At 34.6% G+C, this 17,547-nt stretch carries 17 protein-coding genes; 4 read left to right on the forward strand and 13 right to left on the reverse strand.

The features are described from left to right. Positions 1 to 43 precede the first annotated feature (43 nt). Complete coding sequence (locus J663_RS05920; protein WP_033848481.1) at positions 44 to 433, forward strand: hypothetical protein; 390 nt, start codon at positions 44 to 46, stop codon at positions 431 to 433. 42 nt (positions 434 to 475) lie between these two features. After that, entirely contained in the window at positions 476 to 1,021 is a 546-nt protein-coding gene (locus tag J663_RS05925; protein WP_033848483.1) for a glycoside hydrolase family 108 protein, read from the forward strand. Positions 1,022 to 1,128: 107 nt separating this feature from the next. On the opposite strand, the gene J663_RS05930 is transcribed toward J663_RS05925, so the two are convergent. Further along, positions 1,129 to 1,953 (reverse strand): S1 family peptidase, encoded by an 825-nt coding sequence (locus J663_RS05930; RefSeq protein WP_033848485.1) that lies wholly within the window; start codon positions 1,951 to 1,953, stop codon positions 1,129 to 1,131. Between the two features lie 171 nt (positions 1,954 to 2,124). On the opposite strand from J663_RS05930, the gene J663_RS05935 reads away from it, so the two are divergent. After that, complete coding sequence (locus J663_RS05935) at positions 2,125 to 2,484, forward strand: hypothetical protein (protein WP_033848487.1); 360 nt, start codon at positions 2,125 to 2,127, stop codon at positions 2,482 to 2,484. Here J663_RS05935 and J663_RS05940 read toward each other — a convergent pair. From J663_RS05940 to J663_RS05955, 4 genes are all read right to left on the reverse strand, one after another. Further along, entirely contained in the window at positions 2,467 to 2,805 is a 339-nt protein-coding gene (locus J663_RS05940) for a hypothetical protein (protein ID WP_033848488.1), read from the reverse strand. The two genes, J663_RS05935 and J663_RS05940, sit on opposite strands and share 18 nt — an antisense overlap. A 60-nt stretch (positions 2,806 to 2,865) precedes the next feature. Next, positions 2,866 to 4,164 (reverse strand): Y-family DNA polymerase, encoded by a 1,299-nt coding sequence (locus tag J663_RS05945; RefSeq protein WP_033848491.1) that lies wholly within the window; start codon positions 4,162 to 4,164, stop codon positions 2,866 to 2,868. Further along, entirely contained in the window at positions 4,161 to 4,658 is a 498-nt protein-coding gene (locus tag J663_RS05950; protein WP_033848492.1) for a LexA family protein, read from the reverse strand. The genes J663_RS05945 and J663_RS05950 overlap by 4 nt, the downstream gene beginning before the upstream one ends. 845 nt (positions 4,659 to 5,503) lie before the next feature. Next, positions 5,504 to 6,160 (reverse strand): SOS response-associated peptidase family protein, encoded by a 657-nt coding sequence (locus J663_RS05955; RefSeq protein ID WP_033848733.1) that lies wholly within the window; start codon positions 6,158 to 6,160, stop codon positions 5,504 to 5,506. 84 nt (positions 6,161 to 6,244) lie between these two features. Between J663_RS05955 and J663_RS05960 the strand changes: the two genes are divergently transcribed. Continuing rightward, complete coding sequence (locus J663_RS05960; protein ID WP_033848494.1) at positions 6,245 to 6,703, forward strand: hypothetical protein; 459 nt, start codon at positions 6,245 to 6,247, stop codon at positions 6,701 to 6,703. Positions 6,704 to 7,243: 540 nt separating this feature from the next. On the opposite strand, the gene J663_RS05965 is transcribed toward J663_RS05960, so the two are convergent. The 8 genes from J663_RS05965 to J663_RS06000 form a co-directional block, all read right to left on the reverse strand. Next, positions 7,244 to 8,728 carry a type I restriction-modification system subunit M gene (locus J663_RS05965; protein ID WP_033848496.1) on the reverse strand — a complete coding sequence of 495 codons (1,485 nt, stop codon included), beginning with the start codon at positions 8,726 to 8,728 and terminating at the stop codon, positions 7,244 to 7,246. Then, positions 8,725 to 10,608, reverse strand: a complete 1,884-nt coding sequence (locus tag J663_RS05970) for a GmrSD restriction endonuclease domain-containing protein (protein WP_050598805.1) — start codon at positions 10,606 to 10,608, stop codon at positions 8,725 to 8,727. The genes J663_RS05965 and J663_RS05970 overlap by 4 nt, the downstream gene beginning before the upstream one ends. Continuing rightward, entirely contained in the window at positions 10,605 to 11,426 is an 822-nt protein-coding gene (locus J663_RS05975) for a restriction endonuclease subunit S (protein WP_081404633.1), read from the reverse strand. Before J663_RS05975 ends, J663_RS05970 begins: the two co-directional genes overlap by 4 nt. After that, a complete protein-coding gene (locus J663_RS18555) occupies positions 11,362 to 12,198 on the reverse strand; it encodes a restriction endonuclease subunit S (protein ID WP_050598807.1) in 837 nt (278 codons plus the stop codon). Before J663_RS18555 ends, J663_RS05975 begins: the two co-directional genes overlap by 65 nt. Continuing rightward, positions 12,198 to 14,969 carry a DEAD/DEAH box helicase family protein gene (locus J663_RS05985; RefSeq protein WP_033848499.1) on the reverse strand — a complete coding sequence of 924 codons (2,772 nt, stop codon included), beginning with the start codon at positions 14,967 to 14,969 and terminating at the stop codon, positions 12,198 to 12,200. The genes J663_RS18555 and J663_RS05985 overlap by 1 nt, the downstream gene beginning before the upstream one ends. A gap of 270 nt (positions 14,970 to 15,239) precedes the next feature. Then, positions 15,240 to 15,767 carry a hypothetical protein gene (locus tag J663_RS05990; RefSeq protein ID WP_081404634.1) on the reverse strand — a complete coding sequence of 176 codons (528 nt, stop codon included), beginning with the start codon at positions 15,765 to 15,767 and terminating at the stop codon, positions 15,240 to 15,242. A 41-nt stretch (positions 15,768 to 15,808) separates the two neighbouring features. Then, positions 15,809 to 16,660 (reverse strand): TIGR02391 family protein, encoded by an 852-nt coding sequence (locus J663_RS05995; RefSeq protein WP_033848502.1) that lies wholly within the window; start codon positions 16,658 to 16,660, stop codon positions 15,809 to 15,811. 223 nt (positions 16,661 to 16,883) lie between these two features. Further along, entirely contained in the window at positions 16,884 to 17,168 is a 285-nt protein-coding gene (locus tag J663_RS06000) for a hypothetical protein (protein WP_033848504.1), read from the reverse strand. Positions 17,169 to 17,547: the final 379 nt, after the last annotated feature.

Genomic DNA, 17,547 nt, shown 5'->3' on the forward strand with positions numbered 1-17,547 from the left:
CCAAAAGGGTGCTTTTTTTTGCCTAAATTCTGGAGTAAAAGGCATGGAACCAGTTTCAACAAGCGGTTTAACAGCATTATTAAAATTTTATGGGGCAGCAATTATGGTGACTTTAGCAGTCGCCTTAGTAGCAGCAGTCGTATTGATGACACGTATGCCTCGCTCACCTCAAGAGTGGGCCGTAGGTTTGATTTGTACAGTTGTATCAAGTTTGGCTGGCGGTTCATTCATTATTGTGAAGTGGGGGCTTCATGAGTGGATTACTGATATTTGGGGAATGATCGCTCTTGGTGGCTTCTTCTTTATTTGTGGGATTCCCGGATGGGCTCTAGTCCGATGGATTTTTAACTTTATTGATAAACAGGAAGGCAAGACGATTGTCGAAGTAATCAAAGAAGTTAAGAAAGCCAAAAGAGATATCGAAAACAGTTAATGCCGCCTTCGGGCGGTTTTCTCATATTTATAGGAATGCAAAATGACTATTGAACAATATATTGAAGAACTTATTAAGCGTGAAGGCGGGTATGTAAATAATCCTGCTGATCGCGGCGGTGCTACTAAGTACGGTATTACTGAAGCCGTAGCCCGAACCAATGGGTTTAATGGCAACATGAAAGACTTGCCACTTGATGCAGCCAAAGCAATCTACCTTAAAAACTATTGGACAGCTCCGCGTTTTAATCAAGTGAATGTAATTAGCTCATTAGTTGCTGAAGAGCTTTTAGACACAGGTGTAAATTGCGGTACCGGTTTTGCAAAACCACTTTTACAGCGTGCATTGAACTTGCTGAATAACCAAGGTAAAGCTGGTTTTCCAGATCTTGAAGTTGATGGGGTTTATGGATCTACAACATTGGGAGCTCTAAAAACTTATTTGGCCAAGCGTGGCAAAGAAGGTGAGAAAGTCCTTGTGCGAGTTCTAAATATTATGCAAGGCCAACGTTACATTGAAATCTGTGAACGAAATCCAAACCAAGAGCAGTTCTTCTATGGGTGGATCAGTAAGCGAATAGTAATTTAAATTTACTAATTATTGACCTATAGCTCTAATAAAGTGCACTTTAAATTCTGAGTGCACTGATTTTTTATAGTTTAAAAAAATTATGTAAATCTCTATTTAACTTATAATTATTTCAATAAAGAAATAATAACCTGTTCTATTTTTTTTAATTCAGTTGATCTAATAACATTGCCCAAATGCATCATTGAGGCAACCTTAAATTCTGGTCCTGTATTTAGTATAATTTCTCCTTTATTTGTGAATTGTGGCCCAGCGTATAAAATACCTAATAATTTTATTCTTGTACCCCATAATATATTACGAGTTTTAGCATCATAGTATGAGCTGTTACTGTTATACAAAAATACAGGTGATCCTGATGAACCAGGAAAGCATGCCAAATCTATCATGAATTCTGGGCGTCCATTGTATAACTTATTCGGACTTGTAGCAGTAATTCCTCGTCTAACTAAAGGTAGATTATTTACCATATCATTAAGACCATTCGGGCAACCTACCATTGTAACCTCTTCAATATGATCTAAATATTGCCAATCTGAGTCTTCAGGAATATTTTCCATTGTCCAAAAACTTGCTGTTATAGGCGTACCTTTTAGCGATGCTTCATGTATAACATGTGAGATGATAATTGCACATAAGTCAATATTTTCATCTGGATGTTCGATTACTATATTTTGTATAGGAATTCTAGCTTCGTAAAAACCATCTTTAGGTTTGTCATTGTCTGAAGCTAAATGAAATTTGATAAATATTTCATCTGCACCTGCTATTACATGCTTATTTGTGACTAGAGCTTTCACTGAAATGTTCTCTTTTTTGTCAAACATGAAAAGAAAACCAGTACCAAACCCAATTATATTTCCTTGGGATAGCGATGTAATCTTAATGGTTGAATATAATAAATACTCAGAAGAGCTTAGTTTATTTGACATTTATTAGTTCCTTTTGATAAATATTAGCAATAATTATTTTTTCATTCTATTTTGCAAGGAGCGTGTTACCTTGCTCTTTTTAAATGACTATAAATATTATTTTATAGAAGTTTTCAAATAGATTGGATAATTAAATTTATTAAATCTTTAAAATTTTAGGAAATATTTCTTATGGCTATAAATATCTTTGGTACTGAAGCAAATAATTGTGACTCAGTTTTAGACGCACCAGCGTCAGCTGATATTAACATTCACAACACAAATGCAAATAATGTAAAAATAGTGTATAAAATTAGAGAAGACAAAAATAAGATAAGAGAAAAACTTTTAGAAAGTTTGGAATCTGGAACACCTTATCCTGTGGTTGAACGTTTTATTAATTCCCTTGAAGGTATTGATATTAATAATACAGAAGCAATTGCAAAAGAAGTATATAGCTCGGGTCTAGATAAGTTCTTAAAAAGTAAAACTCTTGGAGTTTTAGGCTTTGTTTCGTCAATAGTGGGAATTATTTCACCCTTTATTCAATAAGACTAAATACTCATAAAGAAAATTGTTTGATCCAATTAAGCCTTTGAGTTTTCTTATTTTTTTTAGTTTTTCAAAATCTTTATTTCTTTTTGCTTGTATTTCTAAATTATGAAGATTTTGAATAACTTTATTTACATCGAATTTTAATTTTTCATCTCTAACTGAAATTGATTTTTGTTTACTTATTTTTTTAGAGCTACTTCTGACCTCATAGCATGTTCCTACATTTTCAAAATTAGCATTTTCCACAACTAGATCACAATCTTCAGGTACGCTTATACCTGTTTTAAAACCTTCAAAACCAATATTTGTAAATCTCATTTGTAATTCACCTAATTATTTAGAGATTAGCATATACGTAAAATTAAATAATTTTAAATATTATCCTTTTATTTTTATCAATTCATCCCATTTAAAAGGATTTCTACTTAATTTATCCCGCGACATCGACCAGTTACGACCTGGTACATAACATGGACCAACACCGAGCTTTTTCTTCCCGAATTTTGTGTGCACGTTATCTAGTGTTTTCATCAATTGTTCTTTCTTTTCTATTGCTTTAAAATCTGTGAGCAGGTCATAGGTATGGCCTGATTTGGGCTCAAGACCCGTCAACACTACGCCGCACTTTTTGTATTTAATTCCTTCTTTATAGATTTCGTTCAACATTCTTGTTGCTGCTTTAACAAAATCAATAGCGCAATCCGTGGGCTCAGAAAACGAACCTGTGATTGATCTGTTGTAGAACGGCACATTGGGATCAAAAGGGTTTGACTGTACAAAAGCAATCATACATCCGCACAACAATTCTTCATCTCTTAAGCGCTTACACGCATCTTGAGCATACATTGAGATAGCTTCTTTTAAGTCAGTTAGCTCAGTTACGCGACCACCGAAAGATCTAGACGCGACTATTTGTTTTTTTGATGGAGGAGTGTGCTCGATCTCAATGCATGATATGCCCTGTAGTTCGTAAATAGTTCGAGCCATAACAATCGAAAATTTTTTTTGCATCTCTCGAGGTTCAGCACAAGCTAAATCAAACACCGTATTAATACCCATGCTTTGCAATTTTTTTGAGTGCTTACGGCCAACTCCCCAAACTTCAGATACTTCAATTAATGAGAAATAATATTCTTTGTTGCACGGATCCATTGTTACCAGATCGCACACACTGTTAAAGCCAGGGTTCTTTTTAGCAATATGATTTGCAATTTTCGATTCCGTTTTACTTCTGCCGATACCGACGCAGACTGGTAAGCCAAGCCATTTCCAAATTTGTTGGCGCATCTGCTGGCCAACTTTCTCCAAATCATAGTTCTTCTCATAAGCGGTGAAATCAACAAAGCATTCATCAATTGAGTATGGTTCAACTTCTTCAGCGGTTACGTACGAGCTCAGAATCTTATGAAAACGTCTCGACATTTCTGCGTACATTGCATAGTTGCTTGAAAGTACAATTACGTTATGTTGCTGAACAATGTCTTTAATTTGAAAAAGTGGCACACCCATTTTTATATTTAAGGATTTCGACTCATTGCTACGCGCCACGGCGCACCCATCGTTATTGCTGAGTACAATCACAGGCTTATTATTCAAACTTGGGTCAAAGACTCTCTCACATGAGACGTACATGTTATTGACGTCAATCAAGAAAAAAACTTTGTTCTCATGTTTCATGATTTTCTAATCATTTTAATGACGCAGGTGACAACGCCCCAGATAATTAGTTCTTGTCCTTCTTGTAGGTAGATATTTTTATATTCTGGATTTTCTGCTTTAAGCCATTGGCCAGACTCATCAATCATTAATCGTTTAACAGTAAAATCATTATCAATAAGGGCTACAACAATATCACCGTGTTTTGCATCAAGACTACGATCGACAATTAGTTCATCATCAATTTCGATTCCTGCATTCAACATAGATAAAGATGCAACTTTGACAATAAAGGTTGCAGTTTCATTCTTAATTAAGTGCTCATTCATATCGAGAGCTTTGTCTATGTAATCTTGCGCCGGAGAGGGGAAGCCAGCGTTGATCTTCTCTAAAGCATAAGGCACAAGCATGTGTGTTGTTGGAACAACTTGCTTTATAGATAAGGCTTCAGATAAAACAATACCTTGGGTGAGGTATGGCTTTATCTGGATAATGGATGGTGCAATTTCGCTCATAGAATATCCCCTAACTTGAATTTGTAACATATTCAAGATGATATGCTAGAGCTTAGTTAAATTTCAAATTTAAAAAGTTGTGGATAAATAATGATTAGTCGTAACTTGTCGTTCTTAATAGTGCATTTGGTCGGAAATTATGCAGATAAATTTACATTGTAACTGTGGAGGTAAAAGGCATTTAAATCAGAATAAAAACAAAAAAAATATTCAATCCAAGACGAAAGTTAAAACTAAATTATTGATTTAAGACTTATCCACAAAGTTAACTATAAATGTTTTTCTTAACTTTGCTATGCTATCTCCCCATGAATCATACAGTTGAAAACTAAGTAAAAAGTCAAGATTGATATATTTTTTAAAATCTCATATCTTGATTACAAACATAGGATAGATTTTATGTCTTGTGTTTATCCTTTTTAGATAACCACGAGACGAAAAGTGGGAAGTTGAGAAGGAATCTTGAAACCCCCGCACAGTCGAAAATTCTTAAGCAGGAACGTCGACTGGGGGAGGAATATAAACCTGCATTGACTTGTGTCATATCATTTACAGTAGAGAGCAATGCTACCAACAATGCTTACTACTGCTGACTGATGTTGCGATACAATCAGCTTATACGAGTGTAACTGCGACGCTACCAACGACGCTGTCACCGATGACGACATTCGATATGCATTAGCTGTATTAAAACGCAAAACATGGCACAAGGCAATGTCTCTTTAACAGGAGATTGCTATGACGAAGATATTTATCCTCGGCATGAAATTACTAAGCTTAATAGCTGACGTAATTCAAGTAGCTGATTTTATTATGCGATGATGTATTAATATTTTAATTTAAGGCTAATTAGAACCGTTTGCTGGGGCAGGCGGTTTTTTGTATGGTTTAGGAAAATAGTTAGCAGTAAATTCACCAAGCGGCATCTCGAAGAAAAACTGGTCAGCATCTTCTTTTTTGCAATTCAGCCAATCTTCTCGATACTCATCAGGAATAACAATAATAGACCGCTTTTCATCTTCTGGTTTATGGAACTGACTCATGAAAGGGTGATTATCTGCATTAATGGTCAGCATCGACATAGACCTAATTTGCTGTCCGTCAATTATTGTAGATTCATAAATGGCAGCCACAGTGAATGGCATGCCATCCTCTCGATAAATTCCCCATCTTTCCGCTTTACCGTTTACGTAACGTGGTTCATAAATTTTTTCAACTGGGATTAAAGCAAACTGACTTTTAGCCCACGCATGTCGGAAGCTGGGCTTTTTATCTACAGTTTCAGTTCGGGCATTGTATGTGTACTTAGAGAACTTTAAATCATGGTTCCAAGGCGGGATCATGCCAAACTTAACCTCACGCCATTCTATTTTGCCATCTTTAGAAAAAAAAAGAGGACAGTCGTAACCTGGATAAATATCGGCCTTATAGTCGAACGTAGGTTCAAAGAGATCTATTAGGTGTACCCGGTCTTTTGATATAGGTTCATAGTTCGCACACATTTTAATTCTTCTTTTAATTTCCATACTATATAATCTAATTATAACCAATTGAATGTTAAGTTTTTATATATTTTGGAGGGGAGTATGTTCGAACAAGTTGTACCAGTTGTGAGTTTTACAATTGCAGTGGGTACATTTATTTTTCAATTTTTTAAGTTTGTAAAAAATAAAACCCTTCTTCATATTTGTATCAGCGTAATTTTGTTGATAAGTGTTTCTACAACAGCTTATTATTGGAATAAAGATCAAAGGAAAAATAAAATTGCATTAGCAGCAAATGCATTAATTAAGCATAGAACTGGAGAGAATGTAGTAACTTGGGGAGACCAAAAGTTCCTTATGGCATCATTGTCTTTTTTAGAGAAAAACAAAGATGTCTATCCTGAAAGCTATATGAGAGCACAGAAAATTTGTAAAAATAATTCTTGTGAGCTGGCTAAGTACAAAGATGATTCATCAGATATAAATTACGACTATAATATTAGAAATGCCGCTGATTCGATTGAAGGTATTCTTCTAGGGATAAGCCTTCTAGAAAGATAATTGATCAATAAAAAGACTGTTGTTAATCATACTTAATCAAAATTAAATGTTATACATGAGTTATACCAGCATGTTATACAATAAAAAACTAACTATAAAATCAATAATTTAAAACATCTGTTCAACTCCCGCCATCTCCACCAAAATTCGAAAAAGCCCTGAAACGTAAGTTTCGGGGTTTTTTATTGGCTATTTTAGCCAATTCTGCTCTAAGCTATTTGAGTTATTTGTCAATATTTATAGAATAATTAAGAAATATTTAATGAATACTGATGATTTAAAAAAACTGATGTAATTTTAGATAATATATGACCAACGTTCTTCATCTTAAGTTCTTCTGATAATAAGCTGAATAGCGATAAATTAAATAATATTGATTATTTAAGTGTAAGCTTTAAGGAGGTTAAGCATGAGCTGAAGAATAAAACTAGAATTTGGATATTTAAGATCATTCATTCTATTGGATAAAAATTATTTTTGATTTAAAAAACAGCATAATAAAGTAAAAAAAGAGGCTCCAAATTTTGGAGCCTTTTTTGATTAATTTTCTAATTTAATCAAGACACTGCGGAAATTTTCTAAAGCCGACTCGATATTTTCAATAATTTCATTAGCTAAAATATCTGGATCAGGAAGATTATCTAAATCTGTCAGGCTTTTGTCTTTAAGCCAAAATACGTCGAGACTCGTTTTATCCCGTTTGACTAATTCATCATAGCTAAATTTTTTCCAACGACCCTCAGGATTATTTTCAGCATGCCAAGTTTCAGAACGCTCAAAACGATTCATAGGGTTGTAGCATTTGATGAAGTCTTGTAGATCTTCAAAGCGCATTGGTTTTTTCTTTAAGGTGTGATGTACGTTCGTTCTATAATCGTAGTACCAAACTTCTTTAGTCCATGGATCTTTGCTAGCAGGTTTATTATCAAAGAAAAGTACATTTGCTTTTACACCATTGGCATAAAAGATACCTGTAGGTAAGCGAAGAATAGTGTGTAATTCAGTTTTGGACAGTAACTCTTTACGGATCGTTTCACCAGCTCCGCCTTCAAACAAAACATTATCTGGAACAACAACAGCAGCCTGTCCAGTTGTTTTTAACATCGAACAAATATGCTGTAAGAAGTTAAGTTGTTTGTTTGATGTGGTTGCCCAAAAGTCTTGACGGTTATAAGTCAGTTCTTCCTTTTCTTGTTCACCTTCTTCATTCGTAAAACTCATTGAGCTTTTTTTCCCGAAGGGTGGATTTGCCAAAACATAGTCAACAGTGATTGGACTAGGGGCAATCAGCGCATCATTTGGAGAAATGAGGCTATCTTTATCAATTTCTCCAATGTTGTGCAGAAACATATTCATCAGGCACATTCGACGAGTATTCGCAACAATTTCATTACCATGGAAAGTACTGTTCTTTAGAAAAGTTTTCGCATCTTTATCTAAAGGGTTATCAGAATTTTTGGTTAAAAATTCATAAGCAGAAAGGAAGAATCCTCCAGTGCCACATGCGGGATCTGCAATTGTTTTGTTAGGTTCTGGTCGCACACATTGAACAATTGTTTTAATTAAAGAACGTGGTGTAAAGTATTGACCTGCACCAGATTTAGTATCCTCAGCATTTTTCTCTAATAGACCTTCGTAGATATCACCTTTGACATCCGTACTTAATGTAACCCATTGAGTATCATTGATCATTTCAATTAGACGAGACAACTTTGCAGGGTCTTGAATTTTATTCTGAGCTTTCGTGAAAATTTGGCCCAACATACCTTTTTCTTTCGCCAGATCACGTAGAAGGTTAATGTAATGAAGTTCTAACTCTGCACCTTTAGTATTTAAAAGCGTATCCCATTTGTATTTTTCAGGAATACCCACATTACGCTGATAAGGTGGTTTTGAATACTCATCAGCCATTTTTAAGAAGATGAGATAAGTGATCTGTTCGAGATAATCCCCATATCCAACACCATCATCACGAAGGGTGGTACAAAAGCTCCATACTTTTGAAACTATAGATGATGCACTCATAAAGTTGCCTCTGCATTAACTTGTGTAGATTGGTGAATAAATTGGTTAGATCTTAAGGTCTTACCCATAGTTTGATAAATGAGATTAATGAGGTTCTCAGCTCTTAATCTCATGAATGATTCAAAATCATCTTTACGGATCTCCTCAGTTGATATGAAATGACCTTCTAGAATTGAGTCCATTTGCTCATCAGAATATTGAGTCGTATTAAAATTCTGTAATCGACTTAAATAGATAGATGGTGCTTTGCCTCCAATTGCTCTATTTGTAGAGGCTGATAGAGGGGTTTTGTTAATAATAGAATCATATACTGCGGGTTTTATACCTTTTTCCTTACACCATTGTTGAGGGAAAATATGGTGGATATCTAATGGCTTACCATCTAAATCAAGCTGCTGAATAGTTTCGTTCCAAAAGAAGTCCTTTGCACCTTCACGGAGTACCAATGTATTAATACCTTTATAAGCAGCACTTTGACGAGATCTTAAAGTTTCAAGGCGCTCAGGTTGAAATGAAGCGTCAAAAATAGTTCTGATAATGGTTTCATTATTGTCTATCCATGCGATGATATCTTCTAAGTCATTGGCCGTTCTTGTTTCAGCGGCTCCACCATAGAGTTCACCTAAGACGCCACACCAAAACCATTGTTCTAATTTTTGTAGAATTTTAGGTTCACGCCAATTCATTTTTCTTTCAGCTAACTTTGTCATAATTGCAGCGAGAGGAATAAGCTGACCACGGTATGGCAATTCACGCTCTGAGAAAAAGCATTGTTTTGTTAGGAAGCTTGCAACTTCAGCAAAACCAGTTTCAACAGCATTTGCCCATTTCTTATAATCTTGCAAAGTCAGATTTAGTACGGCTTGTCGCTTAGCTGAAATTGCAGAAAGTAATTTACCTGTTTTACCCTCTTTCTTATCGATTTGGCGTTTTTCATAAGTGGTTAATAAACTAATAACTTGTAAAAAATCAGTTGGTTCAAGTTTTGAGATTATTTTTCTGTTTTCAACAATACGTTGATAACGTCCATCAATACCTTGTTTCTGATCTCCATACCAGTCTTCGCGTAGATTATTGTCTTTATCGTTTTCTGCTGCAAATGATGCAGTGACTAATTCAAAGACTGATAATGGGACTCCACCAGTATTTACTTTTTCAAATACGAGGCAAACAGCATCCTTGGATGTGTTTTGATTAAGCTGAATGACTGGAATTTTATAAGATTTGAATTCCTGTAAAACTTTATCTTTAAAGTCAGCAAAACGAATATATTTTTCTTGATTGTATTTGAGTAATCCCATTTCCCAAGCATGGCTATTAAAGATTAAGCTACAAGGGAAAAACATCGCTTCATACTCTTTCTCAGTCGTTGAGAAGTCTAAGGTAATGAGCTGACCAGCACCATTTTCGATTTTTTTAAAATCACGATCAAAATTGGTTTTAACAGTCTTATCTTTACCTACCGAAATGAAAGCATCATCGAATTGTCCATTAAGGGCAGCTTCGATATCAATATAGTAATAACGTTCAATTTCCTGGCCTTTTTCAGTAAAGGTTTTGACGGGTTTATTTAAAGCTAGGACTTGAGTTAAGGATGTCAGACGCTGTTGACCATCTAAGATTAGATATTTGGGTGACGGAGTTTCACTCGAAAACTCTACATTTTCAACGGCTCGCACTTTAAAGTTTACAGGCCCACCTGTTTCTAAAAGCATGACTGCACCAACTGGAAATGAGCGTGCAATACTGACTAATAGGGAGCGAATATGTTCATCGTCCCATACCCAACCACGTTGGAAGTCTGGTAATTGAAGTTCACCATTTTTGATTTGATGAATTAAAGTTTCTAATTCAGGTTGTTTAGTTTCGAATGTGCTCATATCAGTTCCTGTTGAGCAGGCTTATCTTTTTCAGTGTTTTGGGTTTTAGGCTTACGTAGTTTTTTAGGAGCTTTCTTAGCTTTTTCTTTTGCCAGCTCCTTCTCTTTTTCAGCCTTAATGCGCTCAAGTAAAACTGAAGCAGGTTCATCGTTTGGATCTTGTGGAATGAGTTCACCTGAGAACGCTTTTGCTAAAATGGACGTTTTAAATTTAATTAATTTTACTAAATTATTTGAAATTTCTGCTTCTAAAGTTTGAATTTTTTCAAAATTATCTTCTATTAATTCAACTATTTGAATTTGTTCTAAATAATTTGGTAATGGAATTATTGCATTACCAACGTCTGTTTGATTAATACTTGCTTGATTTACTGCATGTTTAGCATTTAAACATAGAGAATCTTTTCCTTTGATTGAGCTCAAGTAATAAGCGATATATTTAGGTGAGACATTTTGAAGTAGCTTGCAACGCATAATATTACTTTCAAAAACTGTTGGCTCATTTACATTTAATTTGCTAACAAAAGCACATTTTCCTAAATATTCAATACTATTTACTCGATTGATAATTAAATCATTTTCATTGAGTTGATAAGTTTTTAACTCATCATTAGTTAGATTCAATCTTTTTAAATTATCAACTTCTGTGATTTTTCCATCATAAAAACTATCAATGCGAATAATACGAGTCGCATAATCATTATATTGATCAGCTGCTTTATATAAACCATTCTGAGGAGATACAGAAAATAAATTACCTAAACGAAATAAAGCCCAATAGGGTGGAAGTGAGTGTTTTCTTTTTATTTCTTCTGTTATAGCCTCGAAAGCTTTTGGCTTGGCTGGGTTTAGCTATTTTTTTTTTAGTTTTTTCTGATTTTTCCCAATCTTTAATTTTTGTCTTCCATATTAAGAATAAATTATTAAATTCACTTTCTTGAGACTTATGAATTGATTCAATTAAGGAATGAGAGTTCTTCAGTATATCAATATTAGCATTACGCCATTCTTGTGTAAGTTTTCCTTCAAAAGCTTGAATAAGAATAGCTTCACGATAAACATTTAACTGTTCCTTAGCCATTTCTAATGATTCGATACCATCATCAATTTCAGAAAATAACTCTTCAATTTTTTGAATAATTCGGATTTGTTGCTTTAAGGGGGGGAGGAGAATGGGATTTGCATCAAATACTCTCTTGGTTACATGAACCATTCCAGATCCATGTGCTTTGGCATAAAGCTCATTGGTAATATGTGTAAGTAAATAGAACAAAAAACTCTTATTAATTCCTTTATGAGGAATAACTTTAAAAATATGCTGATTAAGCCAAGCATCTTCATTTTTCCAAATATAAGTACCTAAAGAAGCCGACCAAGCGAATAGCAGATCACCTTTTTTTACCTTATATTTTTCTTCAAATTGATGGTTTGTATAATTATAAAAAGCATTTGGATTGTTAAGATTTTGAATGCGAATAATCGGTAGGCCAGTTGTTTCCCATTCAGTAGGTTTAAATGCTCGACCATTAATATATGTCGCAATTGAGCCTAGATTAGAAATAGCCCAGCCTTGAGGAATTTTCATAGACATTATGCGACTAACTCCAAATTCATTTCTTCAATAATATGGTTCATTTCATTCCCAAATAATTGATACATACGTCCTAAACCACCTTCACTATCAAATGGTGCCATTTCGAGGTCATCATGCTCAATATGGAAAGAGTTTGCAATGTGATCACGTATCATTCGTAACCATTCAAGTTGTATGTCAGAGAACTTAGAGCCTTCTGTATTGTTCGATTTAAAAATCCACCGTTTAAAGTTTTGACGCACTGTAGCATCATACGGCACTAACGCTTCATCTAAACCACAAACACGACGTAATAAAGACATAAGGGCTGTGAGATCATTGATTGGGCGAGAAGCGCTGGTATCGTAATTCTCTAAATATGCAAATGCATCCCACACACGTAATGGTGCAAGTTTAGGGCGTTCATGTTGTAATTTCAGCAATAGATCTTTAATCATGGCATAAGTGACTTGAGCACGTTTTTGTGGAATATTAAAATAAATATTCAATGCGGAAATTTCATCAATATTTTCATGTAGATATTCGATGAAATCTTTTTTCAGTGCTTCACAGTTAGTCTGGATATCACCCGCCCATTCAGCTATTAATACTTCATCGATTTCATCTTCGAGGTACACTTGCTCAGTTTGCTTGCGTATACTATCAAGCAATTCGATTAAATCGCCATCTAGAATTTTGACAGCTTCTTTGACTCGAGCTTTAAGAATAGGTTTCACATGGTCATCAGAGACTTCTTCATCAGATGTCAAGCCGTGCTGTTCCATAGCGATCTGATTCACTTTATCGGAATCAACCGCATCAAAAAGATTTTTTACAAAAGACCTTAAGCTTAAACCTTTGGTCTCCTTTTTAAAAAGTTCAAGTTGGTAGTCATCTAATTGGCGTTCCATCCGAGAAAGGCGGTTTGCGAAAGAAACAACGGTATCTGTATCATGTACTCCTAAAGTTAAGCCTCTTGCAAGGTCTTTTAATGTTACAGTAGGTTTTGACTCCAAAGGTTGGCTAGAAGTTTTTAAGGATTCAGTCACCCCGATTGCGTCTACAATTACATAACGACTCTTAGCACCTTTAGCAGAAGGAGTTACTTTTTTCAGATTTTCTTCATCTAAAGTACGTGTACCACGACCTTTCATTTGCTCGAAATAATTTTTACTTTTCACATCACGCATAAAGAGTAGACATTCAAGTGGTCGAATATCTGTACCTGTTGCGATCATATCTACAGTGACTGCAATACGTGGATAAAAGTTATTACGGAATTGTGCTAGAACTGTTTTTGGATCTTCATCAATTTTATAAGTAATTTTTTTGCAGAATTCATTGCCTTCACCGAATTCATCTCGAACGATTTGAATGATGTCATCAGCATGACTGTCCGTCTTGGCAAAGATAAGTGTTTTTGGCACTTCAGCTCGACCAGGGAAAATGCTTGGTAAGTTGTTTTTGTAGGTTTGTACAACTTTACGGATCTGATCAGGTAAAACAATTTCTTTATCTAATTGCTTTTTTGAGTATTCAGTATCTTCATCGGTTGTTTGCCATTTTGTTTTACGCGTCTTTCTTTCACGTAACTGGATTAACCGTTCAGCCTCTACCTTAACACCTTCTTGAGTATTCTTGGTGCGAATAATAAAAGTATCATTACCAACGTTTACCCCATCAGCAACAGCTTTTTCGTGATCATATTCACTGACCACATTTGCATTGAAAAAACCATAAGTACGATTATCAGGAGTTGCTGTTAAACCCACTAAATAAGCATCGAAGTAGTCAATGACTTGACGCCATAAATTATAAATTGAACGGTGACATTCATCGATAATAATTATATCGAAAAACTCAGGAGGAATTTTTTTATTATAGACAACAGGTAGGGGTTCCTTTGGTTGAGCTATTTGCTGGGGAAGGCTTTCTTCTTCCTCAGAGTCATCCATTGGTTCATCTTTCAGTATTGAATACATCCGTTGAATTGTACTGATATAAATTTCAGCATCAGTAGGAACATAACTGCTTCTTAAACGGCTAACACTATATAACTCGGTGAATTTTCTCATATCATCTTGAGGAATATAGGTCATAAACTCTTGTTCAGCTTGTTCGCCTAAGTTCTTAGTATCAACAAGAAATAGAATTCTTTTAGGTTTGGCATGTTTTAAAAGACGATAAGAAGAAGTAATTGCAGTAAAAGTTTTACCAGATCCGGTAGCCATTTGGATTAAAGCACGAGGCTTATCTAACTTAAAAGATGTTTCTAAATTTTGAATGGCAGTGATCTGGCAATCGCGCAAGCCTATCGTGTCTAATTTAGGTAAGTCCTGTAAACGTCCACGGAATGATTTTGATTCCTGTGAAAGTTTTAAAATAGTTTCTGGCTGGAAAAAACTGAATATACGGCGAGATTTTGGCTTTGGATCCTTGAAATCTGTAAAACGAGTAATCACTCCTGTACTTTCAAAAACAAAATTTAAGGGGTAATCATTATTAATATATTTGAGAGTTGAATTGGCATAACGAGAAGATTGTTCTTCTACGGGGGTTATTTTGTCTCCCCATTGTTCAGATTTTGCTTCAATTACGCCTACAGGCTCATTGTCTATAAATAGAGCATAATCAACAGGGCCCGTAGAAGTTGGATATTCCCTAATCGCAATACCTAATCCCGCTGAGAAATTCATATTCGCTAAATTTTGTATTTTCCACCCAGCTTCAAGTAGTTGAGCATCAATGTTGTCCCGAGCAATTTGTTCTGGATTTCTGTTCAAAGTCATTAATCTTTATCCCCCTAAAATTATTTAAATTTATTTTGATTAATTTATCATGCTTTCAATGGCGTATTGACTGAAATAGTGCAATAAATATTAAAAAACTCTGTCAATAGAAAGAAGTATTGTAATTCTATAACTTTTAATTATTTGAAGTTTGTAATTTAAATTCTATGTTCATTAATTTTATCAAATTTTTTATCATTAGATTTCTAAAGAGTAAATAGGTAAATATATACTTAAATAAAAATTAATAAAGATAAGTAGAAACGTTTTCTACTTAGTAGCAACTAGATAATAAAGCATACTCCCCATTCCATTTTTTCCTTTACTGAGGACTTTAAACTTACCTGTTAAATGACCAGTTTCTGTATCCCATTGTACGTATGGAGCACATTTATCAATAGTCGTCTCTGCATTCGGATTATTAATCTTGTCGCATTCTATGTAAGCGTCATATTTCACTTTACCAATAGGAGCTATATCAAATGTTGGACTTACTGAGCGGTAACCATAAGTAATAAAATCAAAATCATCTGGGTCTTGTATGAGTAAATCTAGTTGAACAATCTTGTTGTGATTTTTCTTAAGGAATTTAGCAAAATTCACATCTTTTTTAGGTATTCCTTTATAGCTGGGAATAGGAGTCGCATAGAGATTAAAGCCCACTGACATGAGTATAGTAATAAGGAGAAGTTTTGTGAGGTTAATAATTTTCATGGACAATTCCTGATGTATTTTTCTTAATAGCAGAACGTTATAGATGAATTTAGGAAGTATTAAAACTAATAATATACTGCGCATTACAATAAAGTAAGTAAGAGCTCTGCTGAGCTCTTTTTTATTTAATTAGATATCGGTTCTTGAATAGTGGATCTTTCAATTGCTTCTCTTTCTAATAGATATAACTCATTAACTAAAAGAAACTCTCTAAACATTTGGGTATAGTTTCCGTTTGATTCTCGGTGTGCTCGAGCATTTCTGAAAGCTTGATAAGTTCCAATGAATATGTTCGCTCGACCAATAATTTCGGATTTATCTGTTAAATTCCATATAAGAGGGCAGTTTGGAGAGTTAAAAGACTGAGAAAATAGCTTGTAGCTGTGTTCAGTTAACTTGGTGCGATCTCTAACAATATCTTCTAGACGCTTATAAGCTTTTAGAAGAGCTGAGTCAGGATCGTGCTTAAAAAGCAGAGCAAGGTCAAAAATTCTATCATCTAAAATTGAATAAGGTAGTTCCAGAGGATAGTAGCGTTTAGACTTATTAGTTTCAGAAACTTCTTTTGTAAAAGGATAGATATAATCGTGTAGTCTGATTGGGCGGATGATTTCTTGTTTAAATAGAAGTTCAATTTCTGAGTCATTTAAAGTTGAATTGTTTGTCTTTCTTAAAATTTTTGAACTTACCAATATTTCTTCAGTTTCTATCTCATGTCTTTTTAATAATGTTAGTGCTGTTGCTAAGCCTCTAGGGCCTTCACCCATATATCCTGAGGTAAAACCTGAGCGTATTACATAAAAGCTCTCATTTTCATCTTTAATAATAAAGGCATGAGTCTGCTCATTGGTAAGAAGCAAAGCATAGGTTAAATCTGAATGAGTTTGAATTAAATTACAAAGACTCATTAGACAGGTTTGAGTTATTCCCTGATTTCCCCAATACTCTACGTGATAATAATTTTCAGTTTTAAACATTTGAATAATTAGTAGTTGTTAAATGTAGAGTGAATAATGAAATATAATTTATTAAAAATCTATAGCTTATGGAAATATGAGTTCACTGTAATTTTTTAATCTTAATTTATTTATAACGATCATATTCCCAAGGCCCCCGTGCCACAACAGAACTTTAATTTTTTGCGCTGATTTAAAGTCATCCACCATTGCGACACAGAGATAAGGGAGCTAAGCCAAACGCTTAGCCCATGTCTTCTTTATCGCACCGTCGCATCACACTAAAAAAAGTAGGGGCAAAGTCCTGTGGGAGAGCAGGACTTTGCAAACTGACATGTTCTAGGCGTTGCATGAGCTTAGGCGAATACACTTGTTCAAGCCGTTGGTAAATACAGTCGCAACTGGCTTGGGTGTGCCCACCAGACAGGCAAATTTTTTCAAAATCCTGCTGAGTGTGGAGGTCACAACCCGAAACGCTGTAATCGCCGACAAAGAGGCCTAAAACCAAAATAGTTTTATAAAATTTCATATTATTCTCGTAATGATTGGGGATATATCAATGAGAAAAAATAAACCGCTATATTTTAAGTTTTAAAATCATTTTTAAAGGCAATAGTTAACCCGCCTATAAAAGCAATAAAATAAATGATTTAAATTTTAAAATAAAAATAATTTATAGATTTAAAAATTTAGATAATATAAAACCCAAATTTTAAATAAATAAAAAGTTTATAAGGGAGAGGGGGTTAATCTAAAAAAGGTCATGGTTAACTCCTAGAATTTATGGAGCCCTACCACCAAAAATCACCGTCAATTGATTATGGTGGTAGAACGAAAGGGGGTTAGCAGACTGGGATCCAAGGAACCAGCACGCGCGAGCGCGTCCCCCTCCCGTCCTACCGCAAAGA

This window comes from Acinetobacter sp. 826659, from assembly GCF_000588515.1.
Classification (GTDB): Bacteria; Pseudomonadota; Gammaproteobacteria; order Pseudomonadales; family Moraxellaceae; genus Acinetobacter; species Acinetobacter pittii.

Excerpts from the sequence above, each read along its gene's own strand:
- J663_RS05960 (WP_033848494.1), top strand. The coding sequence starts at position 6,245 with ATGTTCGAACAAGTTGTACCAGTTGTGAGTTTTACAATTGCAGTGGGT.
- J663_RS05955 (WP_033848733.1), bottom strand. The coding sequence starts at position 6,160 with ATGTGTGCGAACTATGAACCTATATCAAAAGACCGGGTACACCTAATA.
- J663_RS06000 (WP_033848504.1), bottom strand. The coding sequence starts at position 17,168 with ATGAAATTTTATAAAACTATTTTGGTTTTAGGCCTCTTTGTCGGCGAT.
- J663_RS05945 (WP_033848491.1), bottom strand. The coding sequence starts at position 4,164 with ATGAAACATGAGAACAAAGTTTTTTTCTTGATTGACGTCAATAACATG.
- J663_RS05985 (WP_033848499.1), bottom strand. The coding sequence starts at position 14,969 with ATGACTTTGAACAGAAATCCAGAACAAATTGCTCGGGACAACATTGAT.
- J663_RS05940 (WP_033848488.1), bottom strand. The coding sequence starts at position 2,805 with ATGAGATTTACAAATATTGGTTTTGAAGGTTTTAAAACAGGTATAAGC.
- J663_RS05990 (WP_081404634.1), bottom strand. The coding sequence starts at position 15,767 with ATGCGCAGTATATTATTAGTTTTAATACTTCCTAAATTCATCTATAAC.
- J663_RS05925 (WP_033848483.1), top strand. The coding sequence starts at position 476 with ATGACTATTGAACAATATATTGAAGAACTTATTAAGCGTGAAGGCGGG.
- J663_RS05995 (WP_033848502.1), bottom strand. The coding sequence starts at position 16,660 with ATGTTTAAAACTGAAAATTATTATCACGTAGAGTATTGGGGAAATCAG.
- J663_RS05935 (WP_033848487.1), top strand. The coding sequence starts at position 2,125 with ATGGCTATAAATATCTTTGGTACTGAAGCAAATAATTGTGACTCAGTT.
- J663_RS18555 (WP_050598807.1), bottom strand. The coding sequence starts at position 12,198 with ATGTCTATGAAAATTCCTCAAGGCTGGGCTATTTCTAATCTAGGCTCA.
- J663_RS05970 (WP_050598805.1), bottom strand. The coding sequence starts at position 10,608 with ATGAGCACATTCGAAACTAAACAACCTGAATTAGAAACTTTAATTCAT.
- J663_RS05950 (WP_033848492.1), bottom strand. The coding sequence starts at position 4,658 with ATGAGCGAAATTGCACCATCCATTATCCAGATAAAGCCATACCTCACC.
- J663_RS05930 (WP_033848485.1), bottom strand. The coding sequence starts at position 1,953 with ATGTCAAATAAACTAAGCTCTTCTGAGTATTTATTATATTCAACCATT.
- J663_RS05920 (WP_033848481.1), top strand. The coding sequence starts at position 44 with ATGGAACCAGTTTCAACAAGCGGTTTAACAGCATTATTAAAATTTTAT.
- J663_RS05965 (WP_033848496.1), bottom strand. The coding sequence starts at position 8,728 with ATGAGTGCATCATCTATAGTTTCAAAAGTATGGAGCTTTTGTACCACC.